This window comes from Tianweitania aestuarii (assembly GCF_018457165.1).
GTDB lineage: Bacteria > Pseudomonadota > Alphaproteobacteria > Rhizobiales > Rhizobiaceae > Tianweitania > Tianweitania aestuarii.
This window is the reverse complement of sequence record NZ_JAFMNX010000003.1, coordinates 1-24,491: the sequence shown is the minus strand read 5'-3', so window position 1 is coordinate 24,491 and position 24,491 is coordinate 1. Positions and strand designations below refer to the sequence as shown.

The 24,491-nt window shown below is 61.2% G+C and carries 21 protein-coding genes; 12 read left to right on the top strand and 9 right to left on the bottom strand.

Going from position 1 to position 24,491, the window contains the following annotated elements:
* Positions 1-21 precede the first annotated feature (21 nt).
* Entirely contained in the window at positions 22-1,236 is a 1,215-nt protein-coding gene (locus JYU29_RS12005; RefSeq protein WP_213985080.1) for an AGE family epimerase/isomerase, read from the bottom strand.
* The gene (locus JYU29_RS12000; protein WP_250157415.1) at positions 1,233-1,937 is read right to left on the bottom strand and encodes a GntR family transcriptional regulator; all 705 of its coding nucleotides are present in this window, start codon (positions 1,935-1,937) and stop codon (positions 1,233-1,235) included. Before JYU29_RS12000 ends, JYU29_RS12005 begins: the two co-directional genes overlap by 4 nt.
* A gap of 98 nt (positions 1,938-2,035) precedes the next feature.
* Here JYU29_RS12000 and uxuA point away from each other — a divergent pair, with 98 nt between their 5' ends.
* The 7 genes from uxuA to JYU29_RS11965 all read left to right on the top strand — a co-directional run bounded on the left by uxuA (position 2,036) and on the right by JYU29_RS11965 (position 9,693).
* Positions 2,036-3,250: a mannonate dehydratase gene (gene uxuA, locus JYU29_RS11995; protein WP_213985079.1), complete on the top strand. Its 1,215-nt coding sequence runs from the start codon at positions 2,036-2,038 to the stop codon at positions 3,248-3,250.
* Positions 3,247-4,713: a mannitol dehydrogenase family protein gene (locus tag JYU29_RS11990; RefSeq protein WP_213985078.1), complete on the top strand. Its 1,467-nt coding sequence runs from the start codon at positions 3,247-3,249 to the stop codon at positions 4,711-4,713. Before uxuA ends, JYU29_RS11990 begins: the two co-directional genes overlap by 4 nt.
* On the top strand, positions 4,710-5,639 hold the full coding sequence (locus tag JYU29_RS11985) for a sugar kinase (protein WP_213985077.1): 930 nt from the start codon (positions 4,710-4,712) through the stop codon (positions 5,637-5,639). Before JYU29_RS11990 ends, JYU29_RS11985 begins: the two co-directional genes overlap by 4 nt.
* Before the next feature lie 228 nt (positions 5,640-5,867).
* Positions 5,868-6,668 (top strand): LssY C-terminal domain-containing protein, encoded by an 801-nt coding sequence (locus tag JYU29_RS11980; protein ID WP_213985076.1) that lies wholly within the window; start codon positions 5,868-5,870, stop codon positions 6,666-6,668.
* Positions 6,669-6,836: 168 nt separating this feature from the next.
* Complete coding sequence (locus tag JYU29_RS11975; protein ID WP_213985075.1) at positions 6,837-7,862, top strand: ABC transporter substrate-binding protein; 1,026 nt, start codon at positions 6,837-6,839, stop codon at positions 7,860-7,862.
* A 17-nt stretch (positions 7,863-7,879) separates the two neighbouring features.
* Complete coding sequence (locus JYU29_RS11970) at positions 7,880-8,899, top strand: FecCD family ABC transporter permease (RefSeq protein WP_488657289.1); 1,020 nt, start codon at positions 7,880-7,882, stop codon at positions 8,897-8,899.
* Positions 8,896-9,693 carry an ABC transporter ATP-binding protein gene (locus JYU29_RS11965; protein WP_213985073.1) on the top strand — a complete coding sequence of 266 codons (798 nt, stop codon included), beginning with the start codon at positions 8,896-8,898 and terminating at the stop codon, positions 9,691-9,693. Before JYU29_RS11970 ends, JYU29_RS11965 begins: the two co-directional genes overlap by 4 nt.
* Before the next feature lie 30 nt (positions 9,694-9,723).
* On the opposite strand, the gene JYU29_RS11960 is transcribed toward JYU29_RS11965, so the two are convergent.
* The 7 genes from JYU29_RS11960 to JYU29_RS11930 all read right to left on the bottom strand — a co-directional run bounded on the left by JYU29_RS11960 (position 9,724) and on the right by JYU29_RS11930 (position 16,183).
* Positions 9,724-10,422 carry an ABC transporter ATP-binding protein gene (locus tag JYU29_RS11960; RefSeq protein ID WP_213985072.1) on the bottom strand — a complete coding sequence of 233 codons (699 nt, stop codon included), beginning with the start codon at positions 10,420-10,422 and terminating at the stop codon, positions 9,724-9,726.
* Positions 10,422-11,177: an ABC transporter ATP-binding protein gene (locus JYU29_RS11955; protein ID WP_213985071.1), complete on the bottom strand. Its 756-nt coding sequence runs from the start codon at positions 11,175-11,177 to the stop codon at positions 10,422-10,424. The genes JYU29_RS11960 and JYU29_RS11955 overlap by 1 nt, the downstream gene beginning before the upstream one ends.
* Positions 11,170-12,174 (bottom strand): branched-chain amino acid ABC transporter permease, encoded by a 1,005-nt coding sequence (locus JYU29_RS11950; protein ID WP_213985070.1) that lies wholly within the window; start codon positions 12,172-12,174, stop codon positions 11,170-11,172. The genes JYU29_RS11955 and JYU29_RS11950 overlap by 8 nt, the downstream gene beginning before the upstream one ends.
* The gene (locus JYU29_RS11945) at positions 12,171-13,097 is read right to left on the bottom strand and encodes a branched-chain amino acid ABC transporter permease (protein ID WP_213985549.1); all 927 of its coding nucleotides are present in this window, start codon (positions 13,095-13,097) and stop codon (positions 12,171-12,173) included. Before JYU29_RS11945 ends, JYU29_RS11950 begins: the two co-directional genes overlap by 4 nt.
* Before the next feature lie 120 nt (positions 13,098-13,217).
* Positions 13,218-14,387 (bottom strand): ABC transporter substrate-binding protein, encoded by a 1,170-nt coding sequence (locus JYU29_RS11940; RefSeq protein ID WP_213985069.1) that lies wholly within the window; start codon positions 14,385-14,387, stop codon positions 13,218-13,220.
* A 79-nt stretch (positions 14,388-14,466) separates the two neighbouring features.
* Entirely contained in the window at positions 14,467-14,913 is a 447-nt protein-coding gene (locus tag JYU29_RS11935) for a cupin domain-containing protein (protein ID WP_213985068.1), read from the bottom strand.
* Between the two features lie 25 nt (positions 14,914-14,938).
* Entirely contained in the window at positions 14,939-16,183 is a 1,245-nt protein-coding gene (locus JYU29_RS11930) for a flavin-dependent oxidoreductase (protein WP_213985067.1), read from the bottom strand.
* A gap of 218 nt (positions 16,184-16,401) precedes the next feature.
* On the opposite strand from JYU29_RS11930, the gene JYU29_RS11925 reads away from it, so the two are divergent.
* The 5 genes from JYU29_RS11925 to JYU29_RS11905 all read left to right on the top strand — a co-directional run bounded on the left by JYU29_RS11925 (position 16,402) and on the right by JYU29_RS11905 (position 24,313).
* Positions 16,402-17,364 carry an AraC family transcriptional regulator gene (locus tag JYU29_RS11925; protein WP_213985066.1) on the top strand — a complete coding sequence of 321 codons (963 nt, stop codon included), beginning with the start codon at positions 16,402-16,404 and terminating at the stop codon, positions 17,362-17,364.
* Between the two features lie 102 nt (positions 17,365-17,466).
* A complete protein-coding gene (locus JYU29_RS11920; protein WP_213985065.1) occupies positions 17,467-17,772 on the top strand; it encodes an alkylphosphonate utilization protein in 306 nt (101 codons plus the stop codon).
* A 291-nt stretch (positions 17,773-18,063) separates the two neighbouring features.
* Positions 18,064-20,337 (top strand): diguanylate cyclase domain-containing protein, encoded by a 2,274-nt coding sequence (locus tag JYU29_RS11915; RefSeq protein ID WP_213985064.1) that lies wholly within the window; start codon positions 18,064-18,066, stop codon positions 20,335-20,337.
* A 184-nt stretch (positions 20,338-20,521) separates the two neighbouring features.
* On the top strand, positions 20,522-21,538 hold the full coding sequence (locus JYU29_RS11910) for a sensor histidine kinase (protein WP_213985063.1): 1,017 nt from the start codon (positions 20,522-20,524) through the stop codon (positions 21,536-21,538).
* 222 nt (positions 21,539-21,760) lie between these two features.
* On the top strand, positions 21,761-24,313 hold the full coding sequence (locus JYU29_RS11905) for a bifunctional diguanylate cyclase/phosphodiesterase (protein ID WP_213985062.1): 2,553 nt from the start codon (positions 21,761-21,763) through the stop codon (positions 24,311-24,313).
* The last annotated feature ends 178 nt before the right edge of the window (positions 24,314-24,491 follow it).

Here is a 24,491-nt window from a genome sequence, read left to right as displayed (position 1 = left end):
CTAGTCTCCTCCCAGAGTTGATCAATGCCGGGCTATTCCCGGCCATAGTCCAGCCCTCGCCCCCTCCGTCAGGGCGAGCGCAAGATGGTAGAAAAGGCGTGTCAGTGTTTCGGGCCAGATCGGCTGCCCATCGGCGTCGAGCTGGTTTGCCCAGAAGCGATGTCCGGCAAACCAGCGCTCGAAGGTCAGGCACAACAACGACTGGGCGTGCTCACCGGCGCGCTGATCGCCGGCAAGAAAGCGTGTCGCGTACCACTTGATCGCTTCGGTTTGGGGCCAAAGAAGAAAAGTGTCCTCCAGCACGTCGCCTCGAGCGGAAACCGCTTCGAAAGCGGCTCCAGCCATTGGACCAGCCATGGCAAGGCCTTTGCTTTCTGCAAAGCGCGCCAGCTGTTCGGCCTGGGTATGGACAGAAGGATCACCGCCGCCGAGCTCGGCCTCACGCTGCAAAAGCCAGGCCCATTCATATTGGTGACCGGGCTCGCGGCGCAGCCCGCTCGTATCGGTTGCCGGACCTAAGTGTGGCGCGCGCCATTCAGCGATGCTGCCCGTCTCCGCATCCCCGAAATATTGCAGGGCCAAGCTTCGCACCGAGGCCGCTCGAGAAAGCCAGACGGGCTTGCCCGAGACTTCGAAAGCCTGAAGGCAGGCTTCGTAGAGATGCATGTGCGGGTTCTGCGCCCGGTTCGGGGCGTCAGCCGCTGCTGGATCGGAAACCGCATCGCTTTCCAGCAGAAGGCCCGTTTCTGGGTCGGTAAGGCGGGTCTGGAGGGCTTGCCAGCACGCTTCGATCTCGGCTTCCGTAGCGGGTGACGGCGACAGTCCGTTCAGAGTCGCCAGGCCGAGGATCACGAAAGTCTGGTCATAGCTGCGCGCGATGAGGTCTGCGGCTTCATCGGTTGCTTCGCCGCTTGCGCTGAGTGCCCGTCGGTAAAGACCCTCATCTTTCCGGAAGCGCACCAGAAACGCTGCTTGTCTCCTTGCGGCTTCAAGCAGACGCGGATCGCCTGACAGTTCAGCCAGATGAGAAAAGGCGAACAGGCTGCGGGCCTGCGCCAGAACCGTCTTCTCGGCGTGCTCGTTCGTCTCGCCCAGATGGTCGATTGCATCAAAGACGCCGCCTCGCTCATCCTGCACGCGGCGCAGCCAGTCCGGCAGCAATTCGGCCCAGAACCAGGTGGCCCAGGTGTTCGCATCGCGGTGGATGACGGAGCGTTGGCGCAGAACCTGGTTCATCCAGGCGCTCCGCTTCGCGTGAAGAAATCCGGCTGCGCTTCAACGATGCCCGGCAGATCGATCACGATTTCCTGCAGATGAATGCGCATGGCTTCTACGGCGCGATCCGGATCGCGCCTCCGGATCGCTTCCACCACTTCGGCGTGCTGGCCGATGAGGCGCTGCCGGGAAAACTGTCGCGCGCTGATATGGCGGACGCGATTGATGTGGATCTTCAGGTCTTCGAGGTGGTCGGCCACCGGGGCATGCCCTGCAAGCTCCGCCAAGAGGCGATGGAATTCCTCGTCCACCCGCATGAACTCTTCGCCGGGCGCTGCGGGATCGAGCCCGCGCTGCTCAGCCAGACACATGTCGAGCGCCTTCAGCGCAGCTGCATCGGCAACTTCTGCTGCCCGGCGCACGATGTCGGCTTCGATGGCTTCGCGGATAAAGCGCGCGGTCAAAACGGCGGGAACGGAGATCAGGGTAATAAACGTGCCGCGCTGCGGACGAACCTCCACCAAGCCTTCTTCAGCGAGCTTGATGAAGGTTTCACGCACCGGCTGTCGCGACACGGCGTAGGCGGTTGCGATCTCCGTTTCGGATATGCGGGCACCGGGGACGATGTCACCATGGATGATCTGATCGCGCAGCAGGCGGTGGAGCTGCGGCCCAACGGCCGCGCTCTGCTCCAGAAAACGGACAGCCGCAAGATTGTTCAAACCAGTTCCTCCCGCTGCAGGCTTAGCCCCGAACTTCCATACTAGTCAACTCAGATAGGGCCTGTTAGACGATGGTGTAATCAGGAGGGGAGGGTTGCATGCGACAGACTTGGCGTTGGTTCGGGCCGAAGGATCTGTGCTCGATCGATGACATGTGTCAGGCCGGAGTGCAGGGCGTCGTATCCGCGCTTCACCACGTGCCGACAGGGATGGTCTGGTCGCCTGCGGAAATCGCGCAGCGACAAAGCGAGATTGCCACCATGCAGGATGGAGGCGCGTCGAGCCTCTCTTGGGACGTAGTCGAAAGCCTGCCGGTTTCGGAAGACATCAAGCGCCAGACGGGCGATTGGCGCCAGCATATCGAGAACTGGAAAACCTCGATGCGGCATCTGCATGCCGCCGGTATCGAGGTCATCTGCTACAATTACATGCCGGTTCTCGACTGGACCCGAACCGATCTCGCTTGGCGCCTTCCGACCGGTGGCACCTGCATGCGCTTTGACCTGATCGATTTCGCTGCTTTCGACATCCATATCCTGGCGCGCCCCGGCGCAGCCGAGGACTTCACGCCTCAGGTCGTGGAAGAGGCGCAGCGTCGCTTTTCGGGAATGAGCGAGGACCGCAAAGGGCAGCTCGCGAAGAACGTCGTCTTCGGCCTTCCCGGAGCCGCGGAAAACTTCAGCCTGGACGATGTTCGCGCCCATCTCGCGAAATATGCCGGGACCTCTGCCGATCAGCTGCGGGCGCATCTGGTGGACTTTCTGGCTGAGGTGGCGCCGCTCGCCGAGGAGCTCGGTGTTCGGCTTTGCTGCCATCCGGATGATCCGCCCTTTGCCTTGCTCGGGCTGCCGCGCGTGATGTCGACGGAAGATGATTATCGCCAGATCATGGACGCCGTGAACGTTGCTGCGAACGGCATTACCCTGTGTTCCGGTTCGCTCGGGGCCCGGCCGGATAACGATCTTCCCGGCATGATGGAGCGGCTGGGTGACCGGGTTCACTTCCTCCATCTGCGAAACGTGCTGCGCGAAAGCGGTGACGTGAAAGGCAGTTTCCACGAGGCCGAGCATCTGGGCGGTGGAACCGACATGGTTGCCCTAATCGCAGCCGTTCTGCGCGAAGAGCGTCGGCGGCGGACGGCTGGACGGAGCGATGTTTCCATCCCCTTCCGCCCCGATCATGGACAAGACATTCTCGACGACCTGAAACGTCAGGCGCAGCCGGGCTATCCGTCGATTGGACGCCTGAAAGGGTTGGCCGAACTGCGCGGAATCATGACCGCGCTGGATCATCCGACCGAGGGGCTGCAATGACACGGCTCACATCGCTCGCAGCGGTTAAAGGCGGGGCGGTGCTGCCCGCCTACGTACCTTCCAAGCACGGACGCGGGATCGTGCATCTGGGGATCGGCGCGTTTCATCGGGCGCATCAGGCCGCGATGACGGACGCCGCCCTTTCCGCCGAGGGTGGAGACTGGCGCATCACCGGCGTCAGCCTGCGCTCGACGGATGTTGCCGAGGCGCTCAATCCGCAGAACGGACTTTATACGCTGATCGAGCGTGCGGATGGGGCAAGTTCGGCCCGCATCATCGCCGCCATCCGTGACGTGATCGCTGCCGATCCACAGGCCACACTCGACGCCTTGATCGATCCTCAGGTGCGCGTCGTTACCCTTACGGTGACCGAAAAGGGGTATGGCATCGATCGGCTGAAGCGTGCGCCAGACATGGATCATCCGTCGGTCATGGCGGATCTCCAAGCGCTGCGAGCGCCCGCTGGCGTGCTCGGCCTTTTGACGGCCGCCCTGCGCAAACGGCGTGATGTCGGCATCGCGCCTTTCACGGTTCTGTCTTGTGACAACCTGCCTGGAAACGGCGCGCTCCTGCGCGACGGCGTGGTGGGCTTTGCCCGATTGACGGAGCCCGCCTTGGCCGAGTGGATCGCGGACAATGTAGCGTTCCCTTCCTCCATGGTGGACAGGATCACCCCCGCCGCCACGCCCGAGACACTGGCGGAAGCCGAACGTCTGACCGGTTGCGAGGATCGGGCAGCGATCGAAACCGAGCCTTTTCTGCAATGGGTGATCGAAGACCACTTCCCGCAGGGTCGTCCCCGTTGGGAATCGGGGGGTGCCCTCTTCGTTGAGGATGTGGCGCCTTATGAACGCATGAAGTTGACCATGCTCAACGGCACCCACTCGATGCTGGCTTACGCCGGCTTTCTGACCGGCCAAACATATGTGCGCGACGTCATGGCCGATCCGGTGCTTTCGACCTTGGTGTCGCGCCACCTGGAGGCTGCTGCCGCTGTTCTTCCCGCTTTGCCGGGCATCGATCTCGCGGCCTATGCCGATGCGCTGAAAGAGCGCTTCAGAAATCCTGCCATCGCCCACGAGACATGGCAGATCGCCATGGACGGCACACAGAAGCTGCCGCAGCGCATCTTCCAGCCTGCCTTGGAAGCCTTGGAGCGGGGACAGTCGGTCCGGCCATTTGCGCTCGCCGCTGCCGTGTGGATGCGCTTCACGCTCGGTCGCACGGATGATAACCGCGAACACGCCTTGCGGGACCCGCGCGAAGAAGAAATTCGCGACGCCCTGGCGCGCGTGCCGCAAGAGCAGGGGATAGCCATTCGCGACGCTCTGTCGGCTTTGCCGGGCTTTTTGCCGGAAAGCCTGTCGGCGCAACCCGCATGGCAGGATCAGCTTGCCGACCTGCTGCAGCATATGCTCGATCACGGTGTCGTAGCCACGCTGAAGGAGGAAGCCGGGGTATGAGCCTGTTTCTGTCCATCGGCGAGGCCATGGTGGAGCTGTCCAGTGCCCCCGATGCGGGCGAGGATATTTGGCGCCTCGGCTTTGCCGGGGATACGCTGAACACGGCCTGGTATGCGCGTGCCTGTCTGCCCGACGATTGGGACGTCCAATACATGACGCGGCTCGGGCAGGATCCGTTTTCGCCGCGTCTGCTGGACTTCCTGGCAACGAACAGCATCGGCCATCGCTTCATCACCACGGAAGCATCGCGCTCTGTTGGTCTCTACGCGATCCAGTTGGAAAACGGCGAACGGAGCTTTGCTTACTGGCGCGGACAATCGGCAGCACGGTTGCTGGCCGAAGATCCCGCGCTTCTGGATGAAGCCTTTGCCGCCTCCAATGCGATCTACCTGTCCGGTATCACCCTTGCCATCCTTCCAGAGAAGGGCCGCGATGCGCTGATCTCGCGTCTGAGCGCGGCCAGGACCGCAGGCAAGACGACGATCTTCGATCCCAATCTGCGCCCCAAACTTTGGGAAAGCGCCGATTCCATGCGTGACTGGCTGACCCGCGCTGCAGCGGGCGCCGCTCTTGTGCTTCCGAGCTTTGATGACGAGGCCGAGTGGTTTGGCGACACCAGTCCCGAAGCCTGCGCCCGGCGTTGGCAGCAAGCCGGCGCGGCGGAAGTCGTGGTCAAGAATGGCGGCGGTTCGATGGTGATCCTTCAGGATGACCGGCTTGATACGAGACATGCTGAAAAGGTGTCTCCGGTCGACAGCACAGGAGCCGGCGACAGCTTCAATGGCGGCTACCTCGCAGCCCGTCTGACCGGCTCGACGCCGCTGGAGGCGGCTGAAGCCGGCCACGCGATAGCGCTCAAAGTCATCGGCCATCGCGGTGCGCTGATCGCCATGAGCGATCTCAAGGGTGCCGCTCGTTCGCGCTGAAGCCGTAGCCGTCGGGTTCAGCAAATTTCGACGGTGAACTGTGGTGCAGGCGCACGCTCTCCAACATGTCCAACTGAATAACGATGTTTGCCCGAAGGACCACCGGGTGAGAAGCTTGTGGGCGGGTTGAACGCGAGCTATCGGATCTTGGACTTTAGGGCGAAGTCCTTGACCGGAACGTCGCTGCCTTCTTTGAGAAACAACGATGCGTCATCGGATCCCCAGCTGATGTCTATCCGACGTAAACGGCCGCTGGTGCGGCGTCTGGTGCTGATCGTCGGCGCAACAGTCATTCTTTGGGCCGCTTTGGCCTATCTCGTTCTGCCGTTCGCGCTCAGCCATTACGAACACCAGAAAGCACTGAACGGCCTCGAGATGGTGACGCGCACCGCAGATGGGCTTGCGGGCGATCCGTTGAACATAGGGATTGTCGGGTCTCGGGAAGACCTCGTGACCGCTATGACTACGGCGGGTTGGTTCCCCGCCGATCCTGTGACGCTGCGGACCAGCATCGAGATCGTCGGCAGCGTGGTTCTCGACAAGGCCTATCGCGATGCGCCCATCAGTCCACTGTTTTACCAGGGACGGAAGCAGGATCTCGCTTTCGAGAAGGCGGTCGGTCGGAGCGCCGATCGCCGCCAGCATGTCCGCTTCTGGAACGTCCTGTCGAAGGGGGCGGAAGGTCGACCTGTCTGGCTGGGCTCAGCCTCGTTCGATATCGGGGTGGGTCTCAGCCATTACACAGGCGCCGTGACCCATGCTATTTCGCCGGACGTTGATGCCATGCGCGATGAGCTCAGCGCGGACCTCGCCGCAACCGGACATGTGATCGAGGTCTATGAGGTCACCGGCGTCGGCCTCACCGTAAACGGTCGCAACGGCGAAGGGGACCGCTATTACACGGATGGCGAGATCCGCTTTTCCGTTCTTGCCGGACCGGGAGAAACGGGTCGCCAGCCCCCGCCGGTTCTGCCCAACCCGCCGCTCGTGGATCTGAAGAACACGCTGTGGCACGCCGCGTCCGATTGATGTGACGTTGGCCGTCACGCGGTAACGAACCCAGCTTGACTGCCCGCTTGACCAAGTTTTGATACCAAGGGTGCAGGCTGGGGGCACAGAACTGGAGCAGGAAGGTCTTGTTTAAATGCAGACCATGTTCTAGGGACAGCGCGATTTCTCCAGCACGAAGGCCCCCTCATGGCTGCGCCACATATTCTCGCTTCCGTTTTCGGGCTGTTCGCTGTTTTGTGCGGCTCCACCCAGGCGGTGCTGGCGACACCAACCGAATATCCCCTCACGATCGACAATTGCGGCAGCAAGGTCACCGTCGAAAGGGCGCCTGAGCGGGTCGTCGCGATGGGGCAAAACAGTGCCGAGATCCTTCTGCTGCTCGGCCTTGAAGACAAGATGGTCGGCACGGCCTTTTGGCCGAACAAGGTTCTGCCGCAGCTCGCCGAAGCCAATGCCAAGGTTCCGCTTCTGACCGTGGAGTTCCCGACCTTCGAGTCCGTTCTTGCGCAGAATCCGGATTTCGTCGCGGCCGCCCTGCCGACGCTGCTTGGGCCAGACAGCAAGGTTGCCAAGCGCGGTGATTTCGAGAATGTCGGTGTTCCGTCCTACCTTTCGCCAGGAACCTGCCTGGAACGAAAGGAAGGCACGGACGCGTATGGCGCACGCGACAAGCTCTGGAGCATGGATATCCTGTTTCAGGAGATCGACGAGCTTGCGCGGATCTTCGACGTTCAGGATCGTGGTGAAGCGCTGATCGCCGACCTTAAGGCGCGCGAGGCGGCACTACGGGCAGAATCTTCAAAGGGCGCGCAGAAGCTTTCCTACGTGTTCTGGTTCTCGAGCCCTTCGCCGTCGGCCGATGCGTATCTGTCTGGCCGCAACAGCGCGTCGGCTTTCATCGCCGATGTTCTCGGCGGCGCCAATGCCGTTCAAACCGATGCGGAAAGCCCCGCAATGGGTTGGGAAAGCATCATCGCACTCGATCCCGACGTGCTGGTTGTCGCCAAGGTCGATCGCAACCGCTGGGAGCTCGACAAGCCGGAAGCCAAGATCAAGTTCCTGACCACCGATTCCGCGACGAGCCAGATGAAGGCGGTCAAGAACAAGGCCATGGTTGTGATGGACGGGCAGGCGATGAACCCGACCGTTCGCACCATTTATGGTGCCGAACAGGTTGCCGAGCAGTTGAAGGCTCTCGGCTTGCGCAAGTGACAGCGCCTATCAGCGTGATACGGCAAGGAGCGCTGTTCGTAGCGCTCCTTTTTGCGTCCTTCCTGGCGATCGCGATTGTGATCGGCCTCAGTGTGGGGATCGGCGACCTGCCTATTCCGCTGTCCACGACTTGGTTTGCAGTAACGAACCAGTTAGGCTGGACTTCGGTCAGCCTCAACCGGATCCATGAAGCCGTGATCTGGGATTACAGGCTCAGCCGCGCGCTTGTGGCCGCCTTCTGCGGGGCCGGGCTCGCGCTTTCGGGTGCAATCATGCAGGCTCTTTTGCGCAACCCGCTGGCGGAACCCTATGTTCTCGGCATCTCGGCGGGTGCCTCGACGGGTGCGGTCGCGATCGTCATTCTAGGCATCGGCGCAGGTGCCGTTTCCCTTTCAGCCGGCGCCTTTGCAGGAGCGTTCGCTGCCTTCATCTTCGTTGCGCTTTTGTCGAGCGGCACGCGTGGCGGGGCGGATCGTACGATCCTGGCGGGTGTCGCGGCATCGCAGCTTTTCAACGCGGCAACGTCTTATATCGTCACCACCTCCGGCAATGCGCAGCAGGCGCGTGACGTCATGTTCTGGCTGCTGGGCAGCTTCGGTGGCGTGCGCTGGCCGGAGTTCACGCTGGTTTCGATGGTTGTCGGCCTCGCCCTCGTCGCCTGCCTTCTGTATGCGCGGGTGCTCGATGCCTTTGCCTTCGGCGACGAAGCGGCCGCAGCGCTTGGCGTGAATGTCGGCCGCGCCCGGCTGACGCTGTTTTCGCTGACTGCCGTGATGACGGCCACGATCGTCAGCATGGTGGGCTCGATCGGCTTCGTCGGGCTTGTTGTGCCACATGCCGCCCGCTTCGTGGTGGGCTCGCTTCACAGCCGATTGCTGCCGACCTGTGCGGTTGTGGGAGCGATCTTCATGGTGCTGGCCGACATTGCCTCGCGCATACTGATCCCGCAGCAGGTTCTGCCGATCGGCGTCGTTACCGCTCTTGTCGGCGTTCCCTTCTTCTCGGTCATCCTCTTCCGGTTTGGACGTCCTTCATGAGTATCGCTGCCAAAGACATTTCCTGGTCGGTGGGACGCAAGCCGGTGCTGGATCGCGTTTCGCTCATGGCCGAACCGGGGAAGGTGCTCGGTCTGCTTGGTCCCAACGGTTCTGGCAAGACGTCGCTGCTGCGCATTCTTGCGGGGCTTCGGCAGGCGCACAAAGGGCAGGTCAGCATCGACGGGCAGAATATCCGCTCCGTTGGGCGGCGCACACTCGCCCAGCGCATCGCCTTTGTTGAACAGCATGCCGCAACCAACGTCGATCTGCGCGTCATCGACGTGGTGAAGCTCGGTCGCTTTCCGCATCGTTCTCCTTTCTCCAACTGGAGCGCCGCCGATGAAGAGGCTGTGGGTGAAGCCTTGGAACGCTGCGACATGGCGGACAGGAGCGATCAACGCTGGCAGAGCCTTTCAGGCGGCGAAAGGCAGCGTGTTCACATCGCCCGGGCTTTGGCGCAAACACCGAAGGAGCTGATCCTCGACGAGCCGACGAACCATCTCGACGTCAATCACCAGCTCAGCCTGCTCGAACTGGTGTCCAGCCTGTCGATCACCTGCATCGTTTCCCTGCATGATCTCAACCATGCGGCCATGTTCTGCGATCGCCTGGTTGTTCTGGAAAGCGGGCGTATCGTTGCGGCCGGTACGCCGGAGGATGTGCTGACGCAATCGCTGTTGAAAGACGTCTTTGCGGTGGACGCGAGGATCGAGACGTCGATCCACCATTCGCGGCCTCATGTGCAGTTCCTGCCATGCGGCCTTTGCCGATCTCCGCAGTTTCCGCTGAACTAGCGGCGGCACTCTGCATCAGACCTGCCGGGCTCAGACGTGCAGGTAGCGGTCCTTGATATCGGGGTTTTCCGTAAGACCGGCGCTGTTGCCGGTCCACACGACGCGGCCCTTCTCGATCACGACATGACGGTCAGCAAAGCGGGCGAGGACGTCGACATTCTTGTCGATCACCAGAATGGCTTCGCCTTCGGCCTTGATGGAGCGAAGGCAGGTCCAGATTTCTTCGCGCATGAGGGGCGACAGGCCTTCGGTGGCTTCATCGAGCACGATCAGGCGGGGATTGGTCATCAAGGCGCGGCCGACAGCCAGCATCTGCTGCTCGCCGCCCGACAACTGATTGCCCATGTTGCGCCGGCGCTCCTTCAAGCGCGGAAACATGGCGTAGATGCTGTCCAGCGTCCATTTGGGCGTGCTTGTGTCGTGGCGCCTGGTGGCGATGAGATTTTCTTCCACGCTGAGGGTCGGGAAGATCTGACGGCCTTCTGGGACCAAACCGAGGCCCTGCTGGGCGATGAGGTGCGGCGGCTTGCCGGTCATGTCGCGATCATTCACGAACACCTTGCCGCCCTTGGGCGGCAGAAGCCCGAAGATCGAGTTGATCGTCGTGGTCTTGCCCATGCCGTTGCGTCCAAGCAGGGTCACAACTTCGCCGGCATGGACCTCGAAATCGATGCCGAACAGGATGCGCGACTGGCCATAGGCGTTTTGGAGGTTTTCTACCTTCAGCATCAGGCGATCTCCTCTTCGCCGAGATAGGCCGCGCGGACATCCGGATGAGAACGCACGGTGCTTGGCTCGCCGGATGCTATGACGCTGCCGTAGACCAGCACGCTGACATGGTCGGCGAGCGAGAAGACGGCGTCCATGTCGTGTTCGATCAGGACCAGGGTGTGGGAACCGCGCAGGGAGCGCATGAGCTCGACGAGGACGGCGGATTCTTCGTGACCGGTGCCGGCCAGCGGTTCGTCGAGCAGCAGGAGGCGGGCGCCGGTGGCGAGCGCGATGGCGATCTCGAGTTGGCGCTTCTCGCCATGAGACAGCGATCCGGCCCGGCGGTAAGCGCGGTCGGCAAGCTGGACACGCGCTAAGGCCTTGTTTGCTTGGATGTTTATCTCGTCTTCACGGCTCGCATCGCGGAAGAAGCGGAAGCTGGAGCCGGACCTTGCCTGGACCGCCATGGCAACGTTTTCCAGCACGCTGAAGCCGTCGAGAATGGAGGTGATCTGGAACGAACGGGCCAATCCCAGGTGAACGCGCTCGGCCATTCCAAGCCGGGTAATGTCCTGTCCGGCGAAGACAACGCTGCCGGCATCGCTGCGCAGATTGCCGGAAAGCTGGTGAATCAGCGTGGTCTTTCCCGCCCCATTTGGCCCAATGAGTGCGTGAATTTCGCCCTTTTGGACATTTAGATCGACGTTATCGGTGACTTTAAGCGCGCCAAAGTTCTTGCGCAGGCCTTTAACCGCCAGCAGGGGTTCAAGCATCGGATCCTCCCCGCAAACGACGGGCCAAACCGCTCATGCCATCACGGCTGCCGAGCACCACCAGAACGAGGATCAGGCCGAGGCCGAGCTTCCAGTGTTCGGAGAAGTGGGCAAGCACGTCTTCCAGCAGGATGAAGACGGTGGCGCCGATGATCGGGCCGAGCAGCGTGCCCATGCCGCCCAGCACGACCATCACGATCAGCTCGCCGGAGCGCGCCCAGGTCATGTAGGCCGGTGAGACGAACTGCACTTGGTTGGCAAGAAGAACGCCGGCGACGGCGGCGATCATGCCGGCGATGACATAGGCGGTGAGCTGAAAGGCGAAGGGCGAAAAGCCGATGGCGCGCATGCGGGTCGGGTTGTCGCGGGTGCCGCGCAGAACCCGTCCGAAGCGGGAGGCGACCAGTGTTCGCATCAGCAGGAAGGCTGCGGCCAGTATGATCAGCACGCCGTAGAAGAGTGCGAGGTTATCGGCCAGGAGATCGGCGCCGAGAAGGGTGGAGCGTCCCGACAAGGACATGCCGTCGTCGCCGCCGAAAGCCGAGAGCGAGACCATGAAGAAGAACGCCATCTGGCCGAAGGCGAGCGTGATCATGATGAAGTAAACGCCGCTGGTGCGCAGCGACAGATAGCCGGTCACGAGCGCGAACAGGCCGGCAACGACGAGGGCTGCCGCGATCTGCAGCAGGAGATCGTTGATGCCGTAGCTCGACAGGATGCCGACGGCATAAGCGCCGATCCCGATATAAGCGGCATGGCCGAACGACACGAGGGCGCCGTAACCCATGATAAGGTTGAGCGAGAGTGCGGCCAGCGCAAAGATCAGCATGCGCGTCGCGATCACCAGGATGAAGCTGTCGTTGATCGCATGAGCCAGCAGGGGCACGGCGGCGAATAAGCCGAAGACGAGCCAGGGCGCCAATCGCGACAGCAGGGGCTGGCGCTCGGCGGTGGTCTCCATGATCGACGTGGTTGCGGGTGTCACAGCCTCGCTCATCGTGTGCCGCCTCCCGAGGAAAACAAGCCGGTGGGCTTGAGATAAAGCACGGCGGCCATGAGGATATAAACCAGCATCGGCGCAACGGTTCGGCCCATCTGGGCGGCGGCGGCCGGTTCGAGCAGGTTGCGCAGCAGCATCGGTCCGAAGGAACGGCCGAGCGTATCAACCAGACCGACGATGATGGCCGCAACAAAGGCGCCGCGCACCGAACCAACGCCGCCGATGACGATCACCACGAAGGTCAGGATGAGGATCGAGTCGCCCATGCCTGGGTCAACCGACAGGATGGGCGCGACCATGCCGCCGGCAAAACCTGCCAGCATGGCGCCGAGGCCGAACACGATCATGAACAGCCGGCGGATGTTGACGCCGAGCGCAGACACCATCGCGCCATGGGTCGCACCGGCGCGCAGCAGCATGCCGAGACGTGTGTGGTTGACCATGAGGTATAGGCCGAGCGCGGTTGCGAGGCCGGCGGCGATGATGAGGATGCGGAAGGTCGGATAACGCAGGTTGCCCATCAGCTGGATCGAACCGGAAAAGGCTTCCGGCATGGGAACGCTGAGCGGGGCGGATCCCCAGATGATCTTGACCGTCTCGTTGAGGATCAGGATCAGACCGAAGGTCGCCAGAACCTGATCGAGGTGACTTCGATCATACAGCCGTCGAAACACGAGCACTTCCAAGGCAATGCCGATGAGAAGCGTTGCCGGAAGGGCGAGCAGGATGCCGTAGGCGAAGCTGCCGGTCATGGCTGCAAAGGCGGCCGTCAGATAGGCGCCGATCATGTAAAGAACGCCATGGGCGAGATTGATCAGATCCATGACGCCGAAAATCAGCGTCAGTCCGGCGGCAACCAGAAACAGCAGGATGCCGAACTGGATGCCGTTGAGGGACTGAAGAAGAAACAGATTGAGCATAGCCAAGTCCGACGGTCACCACGCAGCCGACAGGGCGTTCAGCCCTTGCCGGCCGTTTTCCGAAAGATGCGGGGAAGGGCGATCCTCAAGCCTGAGAGCGGCCGGATCGCCCGACAGGATCTACATCTTGCACTCGGATGCGTAGTTGTCCTTGTAGTCGTCGAAGATGGTTTCGACATAGGACGTCGCGAACTTGCCGTCCTCGCGCTTGACCACCTTCGTCAGGTAGAAATCCTGGATCGGGAAGTGGTTGTCGCCAAAGGCAAGCTGGCCGCGTGGCGAGTGGAACTCGGCGCTCTTCATGGCTTCGCGCAGCGCATCCTTGTCTTCCAGATTGCCGCCGGTCTTCTTCAGCGCCGCATCGATCAGCATGGCCGCGTCATAGGCCTGCATGGCGTAGGTCGCGGGCACGCGGTTGTACTTCTGCTCGTAGGCGGCGGTGAATTCCTTGGCTTCCGGCGTGTCGAGGTCCGGTGCCCAGTTCGATCCCGCCATGAAGTCGAGGGCAGCGTCCTGTTGTGCAGGAAGCGTGGTTTCGTCGACGGTAAAGGCGGACAGGAACGGCGTGCCTTCGAGGCCGGCCTGGCGGTACTGCTTGACGAAGTTCACGCCCATGCCGCCGGGAAGAAAGGCGTAAACGGCGTCTGGCTGGTCGGCCGCGATCTGCGCCAGTTCAGCCGAGAAATCGAGCTGGCCGAGGGGAACATAAAGCTCCTGCGCGGCCTCGCCCTTATAGGAATGCTTGAAGCCGGCGAGCGCGTCCTTGCCGGCCTGATAATTCGGGGCGATCAGAACAACGCGCTTGTAGCCCTGCGTTTCGGCATATTTGCCGGAGACTTCGTGCATCTGGTCGTTCTGGTAGGACGTCACGAACAGGTTGGGGTTGCAGTCCTTGCCGGCGAGATTGGACGTGCCGGCATTGGTGCTGATGAGAAAGGCGCCGGAATCGGTGACCGGCTTCACAATGGCATTGAGCACGTTGGAGAAGATCGGGCCGACCACGAAGTCGACCTTATCACGCTCCACCAGCTGTTGCGCCTTGCTGACGCCGATATCGGGCTTCTGCTCGTCATCCTGAACGATGATCTCGGCATCGAGCCCGCCGAACTTGTTGTTGAGCTTTTCGGCGGCCAGCATGAAGCCGTCGCGCGATTGTTCGCCGAGAAGCGCGGCCGGTCCGCTCAGCGTGTAGATCAGGCCGATCTTGAGCTTCTTCTCCTGCGCATGGGCTGCGCCGGTCAGCGCGGTTGCAGTCAGCAAAGCGAGCGCCAGTTTCGTCATCTTGCTCATCGTTCCACCTCTTAAGGGTATCTTGTTGACGTCATACACCCGGCAACCGCGCTCCCACACGCCGTTGCCGGATGGTTCCTTATTCGCTTGGCGGAGGCAGGAACTGAACCTCATGTGCCGATGCTATCCGAACAACTTCCTCGGGGTCTCCGACATTGTGGATCTTCGTGAATAGGTCCCACAGTTTCGCCGATGGCGATACCCAAAAGATGCACTTCACCGTTTGATCCGACTTGTTGAAGATGCCATGCACGATGTTGCGCGGCAGGCAGATCAGATCGCCGGGTCCTGCGACCACTTCCTTATCGTCCAGCAGAAGGTCGAAGCGCCCTTCCAGCATGTAGATGAACTCGTCCTGCGTGGTGTGGATGTGGGGCGGAACGAAGGTGCCGGGCGGAAAGGTGGCGTGCCAGGACATCGAGCTTTCGTAATGATGCTTGGGCACATAGGTCTGGCCGAGAATGTTCCAGACGATCCCGTCGATGGACGTGCCGGACTGGGTGATGCCGGCTTCGGGTTGGGTCATCGTGATGGTCCTTCTTGTGGTTCGATCAGGAAGCGCGGGCCTGGTTGACCTGACTGGTCGAAAAGCCCGCCGTTGCGGCATAGCCGCGAACGATGGCTTCGCGTTCGGCAAAGCTGATCACGGTGTCGAGGTCACCGCAGCCATCCGGTGCGCGCCGCTCGACTTCATCGATGACGCCTTCCGGGCCGCCCTTGCGGTTCAGCCTGACGATCTCGCTCGTGGCCGGCAAGCGTAACGCCTGATAGGCGGCGAGACCCGCGCGGCCATGATCGGCCCGCGCAAGACAGTCTGCCAGGGTGTGGGCATCGATGATCGCCTGGCTCGCGCCATTGGAGCCAACGGGATACATGGGATGCGCGGCATCGCCGATCAGCGCCACACGGCCATCCGTCCACCAGGGCAGGGGATCGCGGTCGCACATCGGATATTCGAAGAAGGTGTCGGTGGCGCGCACGAGAGCGGGCAGGTCGATCACATCGACGCCGAACTTCTCGACATGCGGCATCAGCTCTTCATGCGTTCCGCGCCGGCTCCAGTCTTCGCGCTTGGGCGCAGGCGCGCCATCGGCGCCCGGACGGTAGGTGACGACCCAGTTGTTCAGGATCTTGCCGGGCTGTGTGCCCCGCGCGATCGGATAAAGAACAAGCTTGTAGGTGAAGCCTCCGGCCACGATCATGGTGCGGCCATCGAGGAAGGGCTCGGTTTCGGTTGCGCCGCGCCACATCATGACGCCGTTCCATTTCAGCCCGGCTTCATGGGGAAACATCTGGCGGCGGATCACGGAATGAATGCCGTCGGCGGCAATCACGATATCGGCGCTGGCCGAGCGGGTCGCGCAGCCGTCCGCGAAATGAACAATGGCCGCACCTTCGTTCTGTTCATAGCCGGTGCAGGCCTGGCCGGTCACCACGGCATCCGGGCCGAGCCGTTCGAGCACCGTTCGGTGCAGCATGGACTGGAGGTAACCGCGATGGATGGAGAATTGCGGCACATCGTAACCGGCATCCATCCCACGCGGCTCGCGCCAGATTTCCTGGCCCTGGCGGGTCGCATAGATCAGTTCGCGGGTGCGGATGCCGATCTGGTCGAGAGCGGGTAGAAGGCCGAGTTCCGCCAGCTCGCGGATGGCATGCGGCAGAACGTTGACGCCGACGCCGAGCTCGCGAATGGCGGGCGCGGCTTCGAAGATCTGGCACTGGATCCCGCGGGCATGCAGCATGAGGGCTGTTGTCAGACCGCCAATGCCACCGCCGACGATGATTGCTTTCATCGCACTTCCCCTTGTTTGCGCTTGTTTATCGGCGCTGCAGCACTTCGGCTGCTTGGGGGCGATGCTACGAAGGCGCGTCCGCCTTTCTATCGTTTAAGCGCCATTCTGTCGGCTGAGCGCCAAAATCACGATCGGAAGAGCCGTCGCGAAGCATGGCTTGCGTAGAACGACGGTGTTGATAGTTTAATCTTCAAATAAAAAGATCAGGGGACATGACGATGACGCAAGCAGGTTGCTTCTACCAGTTGTCGCCTTCGCTCGATGCTTTTCAGGCCACCATGTCCGGTCTGCTGCGCCCATGTCGGATCAGCCAGAAGTCGAGCCTTCATTACCGCACCGAAGTTTCGCATGGATCGATGCGCCCGTTCGGGCTGACGGCGATCCGCATTGGCGGGCAGGCGCGGATCGCGGTGGATGCGCATCGCGACATGACGCTTCTGCAAGTGCCGCTGCAGGGCCAATTCGTTTCACGCGATCGTCGCGGCGACGGTTTGCTTTATGGGGCCGGCTTGAACGCGCAGCTGGTGGATGCGCATTCGCCGATCGACCTCGAGTTCGAACCGGCAACCCGCATGCTGATCTTCAACCTGAACGACAGCCAGATCGAGCTGATCGGCGGCAAGGCGGTGGTTGAGCAGTTTACCTACAAGAACCGCGTTATTGCGCTCGACAATGCGGCAGGCAAGGCCTTCTACCAGCTGGCGCAGTTCGTGATGCGCGAGATCGAAGTGGATCGCGCCGCGTTCTTCAACGATGGATTGGCTAATCGGCTCGAGGATTGTCTGCTTCTGTCGCTGGCTGCAGCACTCGAAGCTTCGCCGCAGCCTTGCGTGCGTTCGGGACCGGTGCCGTCTTATGTGCAAAGGGCCGAGCGGTTCATGGCCGACAGGCTGCGTGATCCGTTGACGCTGACGGATATTGTCGAGGCTGCCGGTACGAGTGCGCGCACGCTGCATCGGACGTTTCGCGACGTTCGTGGTGACACGCCGCTCGGCGTTCTCAAGCGGATGCGGCTGGAGCGGGTTCATGCCGAACTGGTCGGCGGCAAATGTGCCACGGGCGACATCACCCGCGTGGCGATGAGCTGGGGCTTCAATCACATGAGCCTGTTTGCCGCCGATTATCGCAAGCAGTTCGGCTTGGCGCCGTCGGCAACGGTGATCCAGGCTCGGCGTCGTTGAGGGAGGGCGGCGGCCCACGCTAATTGTTGGCGGCCTGTTTGTACAGGAGCCTGCTTTGTTGTAGGCCACCTCATATAAGAAGTCGCGCAAGCAGGAGCCGTTATGTCGGATCAAGATGACGACTACGTCTATGACGAAGTCACGGGCGAATGGCGGCCGGCATCCGAAATGGCTGCAGCCGCGCAAGCGGGGCAGGCGGAAGTCCGCGATGCGGCGGGCAACGTGCTGGTTGATGGCGATGCGGTTGTTCTGGTGAAGGACCTGAAGGTCAAGGGCGCCGGGCAGACGCTCAAGCAGGGTACGGTCATCAAGTCGATCCGGCTCACTGACAATCCCGAAGAGATCGATTGCCGGCATGAGGCGATCAAGGGGCTGGTGCTGCGGACCGAATTCGTGCGCAAGCGCTAAAAACGACCAGGATCTGCCAGGATGTGGCAGCTGGTGTTGATCGGGTCTGGTGACGGGTTGTTAAGCCTTGATGGAGACTGCAACCCGGCGCCAAGGTCTGATACAAGGCCTTATTAGGGTTTAGCTGCCAGTGCTAAAATCGGTCGCGGGTTCAAACAGGTTTACGGCGCACGCTCTCGGCTCCAGACCACGCGTCGAGCGTATTGTGTATCTATGTTTTTAAACCGGCATCTCCGCTATTGGCTAATGGTAGCAAGTCTGCTTCTGGGCTTTTGCGGTGCTTCTGCCCTGATGCTGACGGAGCTTCGTCGCGACAGCTGGACGATCGCGAACACCGGTGCACGCAACCTGCTGACGGTTCTGTCGCAGGAAATCGACAGCAGCATTGGATCTTACGACCGCGTGCTGCAAGGTGTGGTCACCAAGCTCCAGGACCCGGCCTTTCTTGAACTCAACCCGCAGCTGCAACAGTCTCTGTTGTTCGGCTCCACGCTCATCAGGCCGTATTTCACCAGCCTTCTGATCCTGGACAAGGATGGAAATGTGGTTCGCGATGCCGGTGGCTTGCCGCCGCGCACCGACAATTTCGCCGATCGCGCTTATTTCCAGGCTCATGCAAAGAACGCACTGCTCGGTCTTTATATCAGCACGCCCTTTCAGCGTCGGTTGACCGGGGATGATGATGTGCTTGGTCTCAGTCGCAGGATAGACGCGCCCGACGGCACGTTTGCCGGGGTCGCGGTTGCCACGCTGCGGCTGCAATATTTCCGCGACCTGTTCGACCAGACCGAACTGAAGGCGCACGATTCCATCAACCTGTTCTCGCAGTCGGGCACGCTTCTGATGCGTAGCCCCTATCTCGAAGATCAGATCGGGCGGGATCTGTCCCAATCCCCCAACATCCGCCGTTTCATGGCTTCGGAATCGGGAACATTTTCCGGCGTTGCAGCTGTTGATGGCATTACCCGCGTTTACAACTTTGTTCGCATCGGCAATCTTCCGCTGATCCTGAACATAGCCTTGGCACATGAGGACATCTTTGAGGCCTGGCGCACACAGGCGCTGGGGATCGGCGGTGTTCTGACCGTCCTTTGTGCCTTTACCCTTTTGCTGGCTTACGTGGTTCGCCGCGAATTCGTGCAAAGGGCACGCGCGGAGGCCGTAACGCGGCGCAGCGAAGCGCAGTATCGGCTTTTGGCCGAGAACGCCACGGACCTGATCATCCGGCTCGATCGAGATCTGATCCGGCGTTACGTGTCGCCGGCATCACACGCGATGCTCGGTCTTGATCCGGCCGAGCTGGTCGGGAAACGTACCCGTGGTGTCATCCATCCCGATGATTGGCCGACGGTGGAGAAGATGGTCGCCGAAGCCAAGGTGACCGGAAAACCTGCCGAAGCGATCTACCGGCTGCAACACAAGTCCGGCGCTTATGTCTGGGTCGAAGGCCGCTACAGCTTCGTTGCCGAAGACGAGGGCTTCATCGTCGTTCTTCGCGATATTTCCATCCGCAAATCGGCTGAAATGAAGCTGGCTGTTGCCCATGCCGAACTTGCCAAGCAGGCGAACACGGATGGTCTGACAGGCCTTGCAAACCGTCGACGGTTCGACGAAGTGCTCGAAGCCGAGCATAAAAAAGCGCAGCAGGACAACAAGGCCCTGTCGCTTCTTCTGATCGATGTAGATCGCTTCAAGCTGTTCAACGATACCTATGGCCACCAGGCCGGTGACGCGTGTTTGCGCCGGGTTGCCGAAGCCATCGAAGCCTGCACCCGCCCAAGCGATCTTTGCGCGCGTTATGGTGGTGAAGAGATCGTGGTGCTTTTGCCGGGAAGCGACGAAGCTGCAGCCGACATGGTGGGCGAGCGCATCCGTCTTGCCGTTGAAAACCTTGCCATTCCCCACAAGGAAAATGAAAGCGCCGGCCAGCGTGTGACGATCAGCGTTGGTTGCGCGACGCAGGCGCCCGGCTCCGAGGACGCGGCTTTGGAACTGGTCGCTCAAGCGGATCGTCGGCTCTACGAGGCCAAGCGCACGGGCCGCAACCGCGTTTTGTCGGCGTCCTCGATGCCCGTCGCCGCCGAGCCGCCGAGACTGGTCACCGAACCCGCGCGCCTTGAGGCCGTGGAAACGGCTCTCGATACGGTGCGGCAGAAAGGATCCAACAATCTGGATCTCATTGCGCGCAGTGCGGCAGAACTTCTCGATGCGCCGATCGGCTTTGTCACTTTGGTGGGAAAAGACGAACTGACACTGATCGGGCGCCACGGCATCAATGTCAGCACGGTGCCGCGTCAGATCGCGTTCTGCTCGCATACGATCGCCGGCAGCGAACCGATGGTGGTTTATGACGCGCTTGACGACGAGCGCTTCCGCAAGAACCCCCTCGCTCAAGGCGACGAAGGCTTGCGCTTCTATGCCGGGGCACCCCTGGTCGATCCCGAAAGCGGGGAAACATTGGGCGCTGTGTGTGTGTCCGATACCAAGCCACATGGCGACATGTCCGCAGCCGACCGGGATATTCTGAAGAACCTGTCCAAGCTCGTCATGGATGAGCTGCGATAATCGTTCGGAGCGCATCAAGAATGATGCTTGATGCGAATGACCGTAAGTCCTTGTAGAACCATCTTTCCCGGGATATGCGGAACAATATTCGCAGAAATGCCCACTGGTTTAATTCAGGTGTTTCTAAATAAAGCAGCCTGAAATTGGCTTGCAGACTTGGCGCGACAGGAAGGTTCCGGGATCAATGTCGGTTTTCGGCGCGGCGGAAAGGCTCCGTTCTTCCCCTGTGCAATCCTGGACGCTGGCCTTTGTGGCCTTCGGCGTTTCGCTGGCGGCCCGCTTCCTGTTCGATGACGTGTTGCCCGCCGGCTTTCCGTATCTGACCTTTTTCCCGGCCGTGATCCTGACGGCGTTCTTTGCAGGCTTGTGGCCCGGCATTTTCTGCGCGGTTCTTGGCGGATTGTCGGCCTGGTACTGGTTCATCCCGCCGTTCGACAGTTTTCACGTGAATCATCAAACGATCATCGCGCTGCTGTTTTACGCCTGCATCGTGTCGGTCGACATCGTGCTGATCGAGCTGATGCATGGTGCCACCGAAAACCTGCGCGCAGAACGCGCCGTGACGCGAAACCTTTATGAGCAGCAGCGCGAAATGGTTGCGCAGCTCAAGGATCGCGAAGAGCGGCAGCAGGTTTTGCAGCATGAGCTTTCGCACAGGATGAAGAACACGTTGGCGATCGTGCAGGCTGTGGTCGATCAAAGCCTGCGTCATGCACCAGACCTGAAAAGCGCATCGCGTACGGCGTCTGCCCGCATCATGGCGCTTGGCCGCTCGCAGGACATGCTGACGCAAAGCAACTGGCAGAGCGCGGATATCCGCACGATCATAGACGCGTCGCTTGCGCCGCATGTGGATCATTCCGCACGCTTCCGCTTGGAAGGTGCCGGCATGAAACTCACTGCCACGCAAAGCATGGGCCTTGCCCTGATGCTGCATGAGCTTGCCACGAACGCCGCAAAATACGGGGCGCTGAGCAATGAGGCCGGGCATGTCCAGATCGCCTGGACGAAGCCCGCAGAAAACCGGTTCGAACTGACATGGCGTGAAAGCGGCGGACCCCCTGTTGTGCCGCCGACACGGCGCGGGTTCGGTTCGCGGCTGATCGAGCGCATCGTGCCGGGTTATTTCCACGGCGAGACCAAGCTTGATTATGCACCGGGTGGACTGGTGGTCACCCTGGCTGGAACCGTTGAAAGCTGAACGGCACTGGGAGACACCCAAACCCATAGGTTCAGCGCTGATCTGATTATATCTTTGTCAGCTTAAAAAGCGCCAAAGGTTAATCGACATGGCGTTCTCGCTGCCGCGCTTAAAGAAGAAAGTAAGCAGGACTGGAAATTTCGTAGGATTGCGATCCCGGAATTTACTCATATCTTGTTTTGGCCAAGTTATATCGGTTGGTCAGCAAGCCTGGACCTCGATATGCCGGATGCAATGCCTTTGAACGACGAAGCCCTCCGCCTGGAAACGCTGCGGCGCTACGATATTCTGCATACGGCTCCGGAAGGCTTCTTCGACGGGATCGTGCAGATGGCCGCGTCGATGTTCCAGGTGCCGATCTCGCTTGTCACGCTCGTCGACGATGACATGCAGTGGTTCAAGGCCCGGGTCGGGCTGAACATCTGCGACACGGCGCGTGACGTTTCGTTCTGCGATCATGCGATCCGGCATTCGCAGGTCATGGTTGTTTGCGATGCGCATGAAGATCCGCGTTTCCGCGACAATCCCCTTGTAACCGGCGAGCCCTGGATCCGCTTTTATGCCGGCGCGCCCATTATCGCGCCGAATGGCGCCGCCCTCGGCAGTCTCTGCATTATCGATACCAAGCCGCGCCAGCGGCCGAGCGAGCGCGAGCTCAACCTGCTTCAGCAGATGGCCAGCCTGGTCATGCAGCAGATCGAGACACGTATGCTGGAACGCGTGAAACGCGGTGCACGTGAGTTGGCGCGCGCGACACCGGATGCGGTTGTGGTGATCGGCTCCGACGGTGAGGTCATGTTCTGGAACAAGAGCGCCGAGCGCGTTCTGGGTCGACCGCGCAAAACAATCGTCGGCCATTCCTTTGAAGGGATCTTTCCGGCCATCGAAGGCGACAAGTTGCGGGCGGCGCTGAAAGGCAGCCGAACCGAACCGTTCGAAGGCGTGGCTCGCTTGCCGGATGGTTCAACGCGGCCGATCGAGTTCACCGCCGCGTCCTGGAACGATCAGGGCCGTGACTACGTGGGTTTCGTGATCCGCGACATGACGGAACGCAACAAGGCGCGCGCGTCCCTGCAGACAGCTTTGAGTGTTGCCGAAACCAGCAAGCGCCAGGTGGAAGACAGCCGGCGGTTTCTTGATGCCGTGATCGAAAATCTTCCGTCCGTGATCATGGCGAAGGATGAGAGCTGCCGCTACATTCTCGTCAACTCGGCTGCGGAAGCGTTTCTCGGCGTGCCGCGCGCCTCGATTCTGGGCAAAACGCCTGAAGAGCTTTTTCCAGGCTGGCGCGCGCAATATATCGCCGTTGAAGATGCGCGCATCCTCAACTTGCCCGAAGGCCGTATCCTCGAAGAGGAATATCGACACACCACGGCCACGGGCGACAGGGTTCTGAAAACGAAGAAGCTGGCGATCTCCAGTTCCGATGGCAAAGCCGATCGCATCCTGGTTCTGGGCGAAGACATAACGGAGGAGCGCGCGGCCGCTGCTCGTCTGGCCTATATGGCTCATCACGACCCTCTGACCTCGCTTGCCAACCGAACGGCGTTCAACGAGCGGCTGGCGTCGGCCTTGCGCACGGCGCCCGAAAGCGGTGACTTCGCGGTTCTTTATCTCGACCTGGATAACTTCAAGAGCATCAACGACACGCTCGGTCATCGCGCCGGCGATGCGGTTTTGTCGGATTGCGCGCGGCGGATGCGCAATCTCATCCCGGAAGGCAGCCTGCTTGCCCGCTTCGGCGGCGACGAGTTTGCGGTTCTTCTTGTCGAGAAAGATCCCGAAGCGGCGGCGCGTGATCTGGCGGCGGCGCTGCACCGGGCTCTTGCCGAGCCCTTCGCCATCGATGACCGTGTCGTGGTGGTGGGAACAAGCATCGGCGTGGCGATCGCGATGCGCCATGCTTCAACGGCCGAGGAACTGCTGCGCTGCGCGGATATCGCACTGTATGAGGCGAAACGCGCCGGACGCGGAACGCTGTGTTTCTTTGATCCCGATCTCGATCAGGTGACGCGCGATCGTCATGTTCTGGGCGCGGATCTGCGCGATGCCCTGGCGCTCGACCAGTTCGAGCTTCATTACCAGCCGGTCTATGCTGCCGTTCCGCGCCAGCTGATCGGCTATGAAGCGCTCGTGCGGTGGCGTCATCCCACCCGCGGCATGATCTCGCCGGCGCAATTCATTCCTCTGGCGGAGGAAACCGGGCTCATTCACATTCTCGGCGCATGGGTTCTGCAAACGGCCTGCCATGAAGCGGCGACTTGGCCGGAGGAGCTGCAGGTCGCGGTGAACCTTTCGCCGACGCAGTTCAAGCGCGATGGCTTGGTCAAGCTGGTTCAGTCGTGCCTGGAGAGAACGGGTCTTCACCCAACGCGTCTCGAACTGGAAATCACCGAGTCGGTGCTGCTCGATGAAACCTTGGCCAACGTCTCGATTCTCAAGCAGCTGCAGGCTATCGGGGTGAAGATCGCGCTGGACGACTTCGGCGTCGGCTACTCGTCGCTGAGCTATCTTCGCTCGTTCCCGTTCGACAAGCTGAAGATCGATCGCTCCTTCGTCACCGAGATGCCGGCGAGCCGGGAAGCGGCAGCCATCGTGCGCGCCATCACCACGCTCGGCCATTCGCTGGGCATGATCACCACCGCGGAAGGCGTCGAAACGCAGGATCAGCTCGATGCCCTTCGCAAGGAACATTGCGACCTGATCCAGGGCTACCTCTACGGCCGTCCCCTACCTGCTGCGCAGCTGGTGCATAAGGTCAACAAGGTTTCCTGAGCCGCAGCGGGTTGGCTGGCGGGCCAAACGAGGCTCCGTTGGGTCTTCCGCAGGGTGACGTATTTTTTGTCGTAAAAAGTTCGCACAGGGTGATTTGGCGTGTTGACTTGGGAGATGTGTGCTCGTAGAAAGCGGTCATCAACGAGGGCGGTTCGCCGCCGGCGGCTCTGGGGTTCGC

What these genes read in the sequence shown, in the direction of transcription:
- JYU29_RS12005 (WP_213985080.1), bottom strand. Translation starts at nt 1,236, where the DNA reads ATGAACCAGGTTCTGCGCCAACGCTCCGTCATCCACCGCGATGCGAAC.
- uxuA (WP_213985079.1), top strand. Translation starts at nt 2,036, where the DNA reads ATGCGACAGACTTGGCGTTGGTTCGGGCCGAAGGATCTGTGCTCGATC.
- JYU29_RS11990 (WP_213985078.1), top strand. Translation starts at nt 3,247, where the DNA reads ATGACACGGCTCACATCGCTCGCAGCGGTTAAAGGCGGGGCGGTGCTG.
- JYU29_RS11985 (WP_213985077.1), top strand. Translation starts at nt 4,710, where the DNA reads ATGAGCCTGTTTCTGTCCATCGGCGAGGCCATGGTGGAGCTGTCCAGT.
- JYU29_RS11980 (WP_213985076.1), top strand. Translation starts at nt 5,868, where the DNA reads ATGTCTATCCGACGTAAACGGCCGCTGGTGCGGCGTCTGGTGCTGATC.
- JYU29_RS11975 (WP_213985075.1), top strand. Translation starts at nt 6,837, where the DNA reads ATGGCTGCGCCACATATTCTCGCTTCCGTTTTCGGGCTGTTCGCTGTT.
- JYU29_RS11965 (WP_213985073.1), top strand. Translation starts at nt 8,896, where the DNA reads ATGAGTATCGCTGCCAAAGACATTTCCTGGTCGGTGGGACGCAAGCCG.
- JYU29_RS11960 (WP_213985072.1), bottom strand. Translation starts at nt 10,422, where the DNA reads ATGCTGAAGGTAGAAAACCTCCAAAACGCCTATGGCCAGTCGCGCATC.
- JYU29_RS11955 (WP_213985071.1), bottom strand. Translation starts at nt 11,177, where the DNA reads ATGCTTGAACCCCTGCTGGCGGTTAAAGGCCTGCGCAAGAACTTTGGC.
- JYU29_RS11950 (WP_213985070.1), bottom strand. Translation starts at nt 12,174, where the DNA reads ATGAGCGAGGCTGTGACACCCGCAACCACGTCGATCATGGAGACCACC.
- JYU29_RS11945 (WP_213985549.1), bottom strand. Translation starts at nt 13,097, where the DNA reads ATGCTCAATCTGTTTCTTCTTCAGTCCCTCAACGGCATCCAGTTCGGC.
- JYU29_RS11940 (WP_213985069.1), bottom strand. Translation starts at nt 14,387, where the DNA reads ATGAGCAAGATGACGAAACTGGCGCTCGCTTTGCTGACTGCAACCGCG.
- JYU29_RS11935 (WP_213985068.1), bottom strand. Translation starts at nt 14,913, where the DNA reads ATGACCCAACCCGAAGCCGGCATCACCCAGTCCGGCACGTCCATCGAC.
- JYU29_RS11930 (WP_213985067.1), bottom strand. Translation starts at nt 16,183, where the DNA reads ATGAAAGCAATCATCGTCGGCGGTGGCATTGGCGGTCTGACAACAGCC.
- JYU29_RS11925 (WP_213985066.1), top strand. Translation starts at nt 16,402, where the DNA reads ATGACGCAAGCAGGTTGCTTCTACCAGTTGTCGCCTTCGCTCGATGCT.
- JYU29_RS11920 (WP_213985065.1), top strand. Translation starts at nt 17,467, where the DNA reads ATGTCGGATCAAGATGACGACTACGTCTATGACGAAGTCACGGGCGAA.
- JYU29_RS11915 (WP_213985064.1), top strand. Translation starts at nt 18,064, where the DNA reads ATGCTGACGGAGCTTCGTCGCGACAGCTGGACGATCGCGAACACCGGT.
- JYU29_RS11910 (WP_213985063.1), top strand. Translation starts at nt 20,522, where the DNA reads ATGTCGGTTTTCGGCGCGGCGGAAAGGCTCCGTTCTTCCCCTGTGCAA.
- JYU29_RS11905 (WP_213985062.1), top strand. Translation starts at nt 21,761, where the DNA reads ATGCCGGATGCAATGCCTTTGAACGACGAAGCCCTCCGCCTGGAAACG.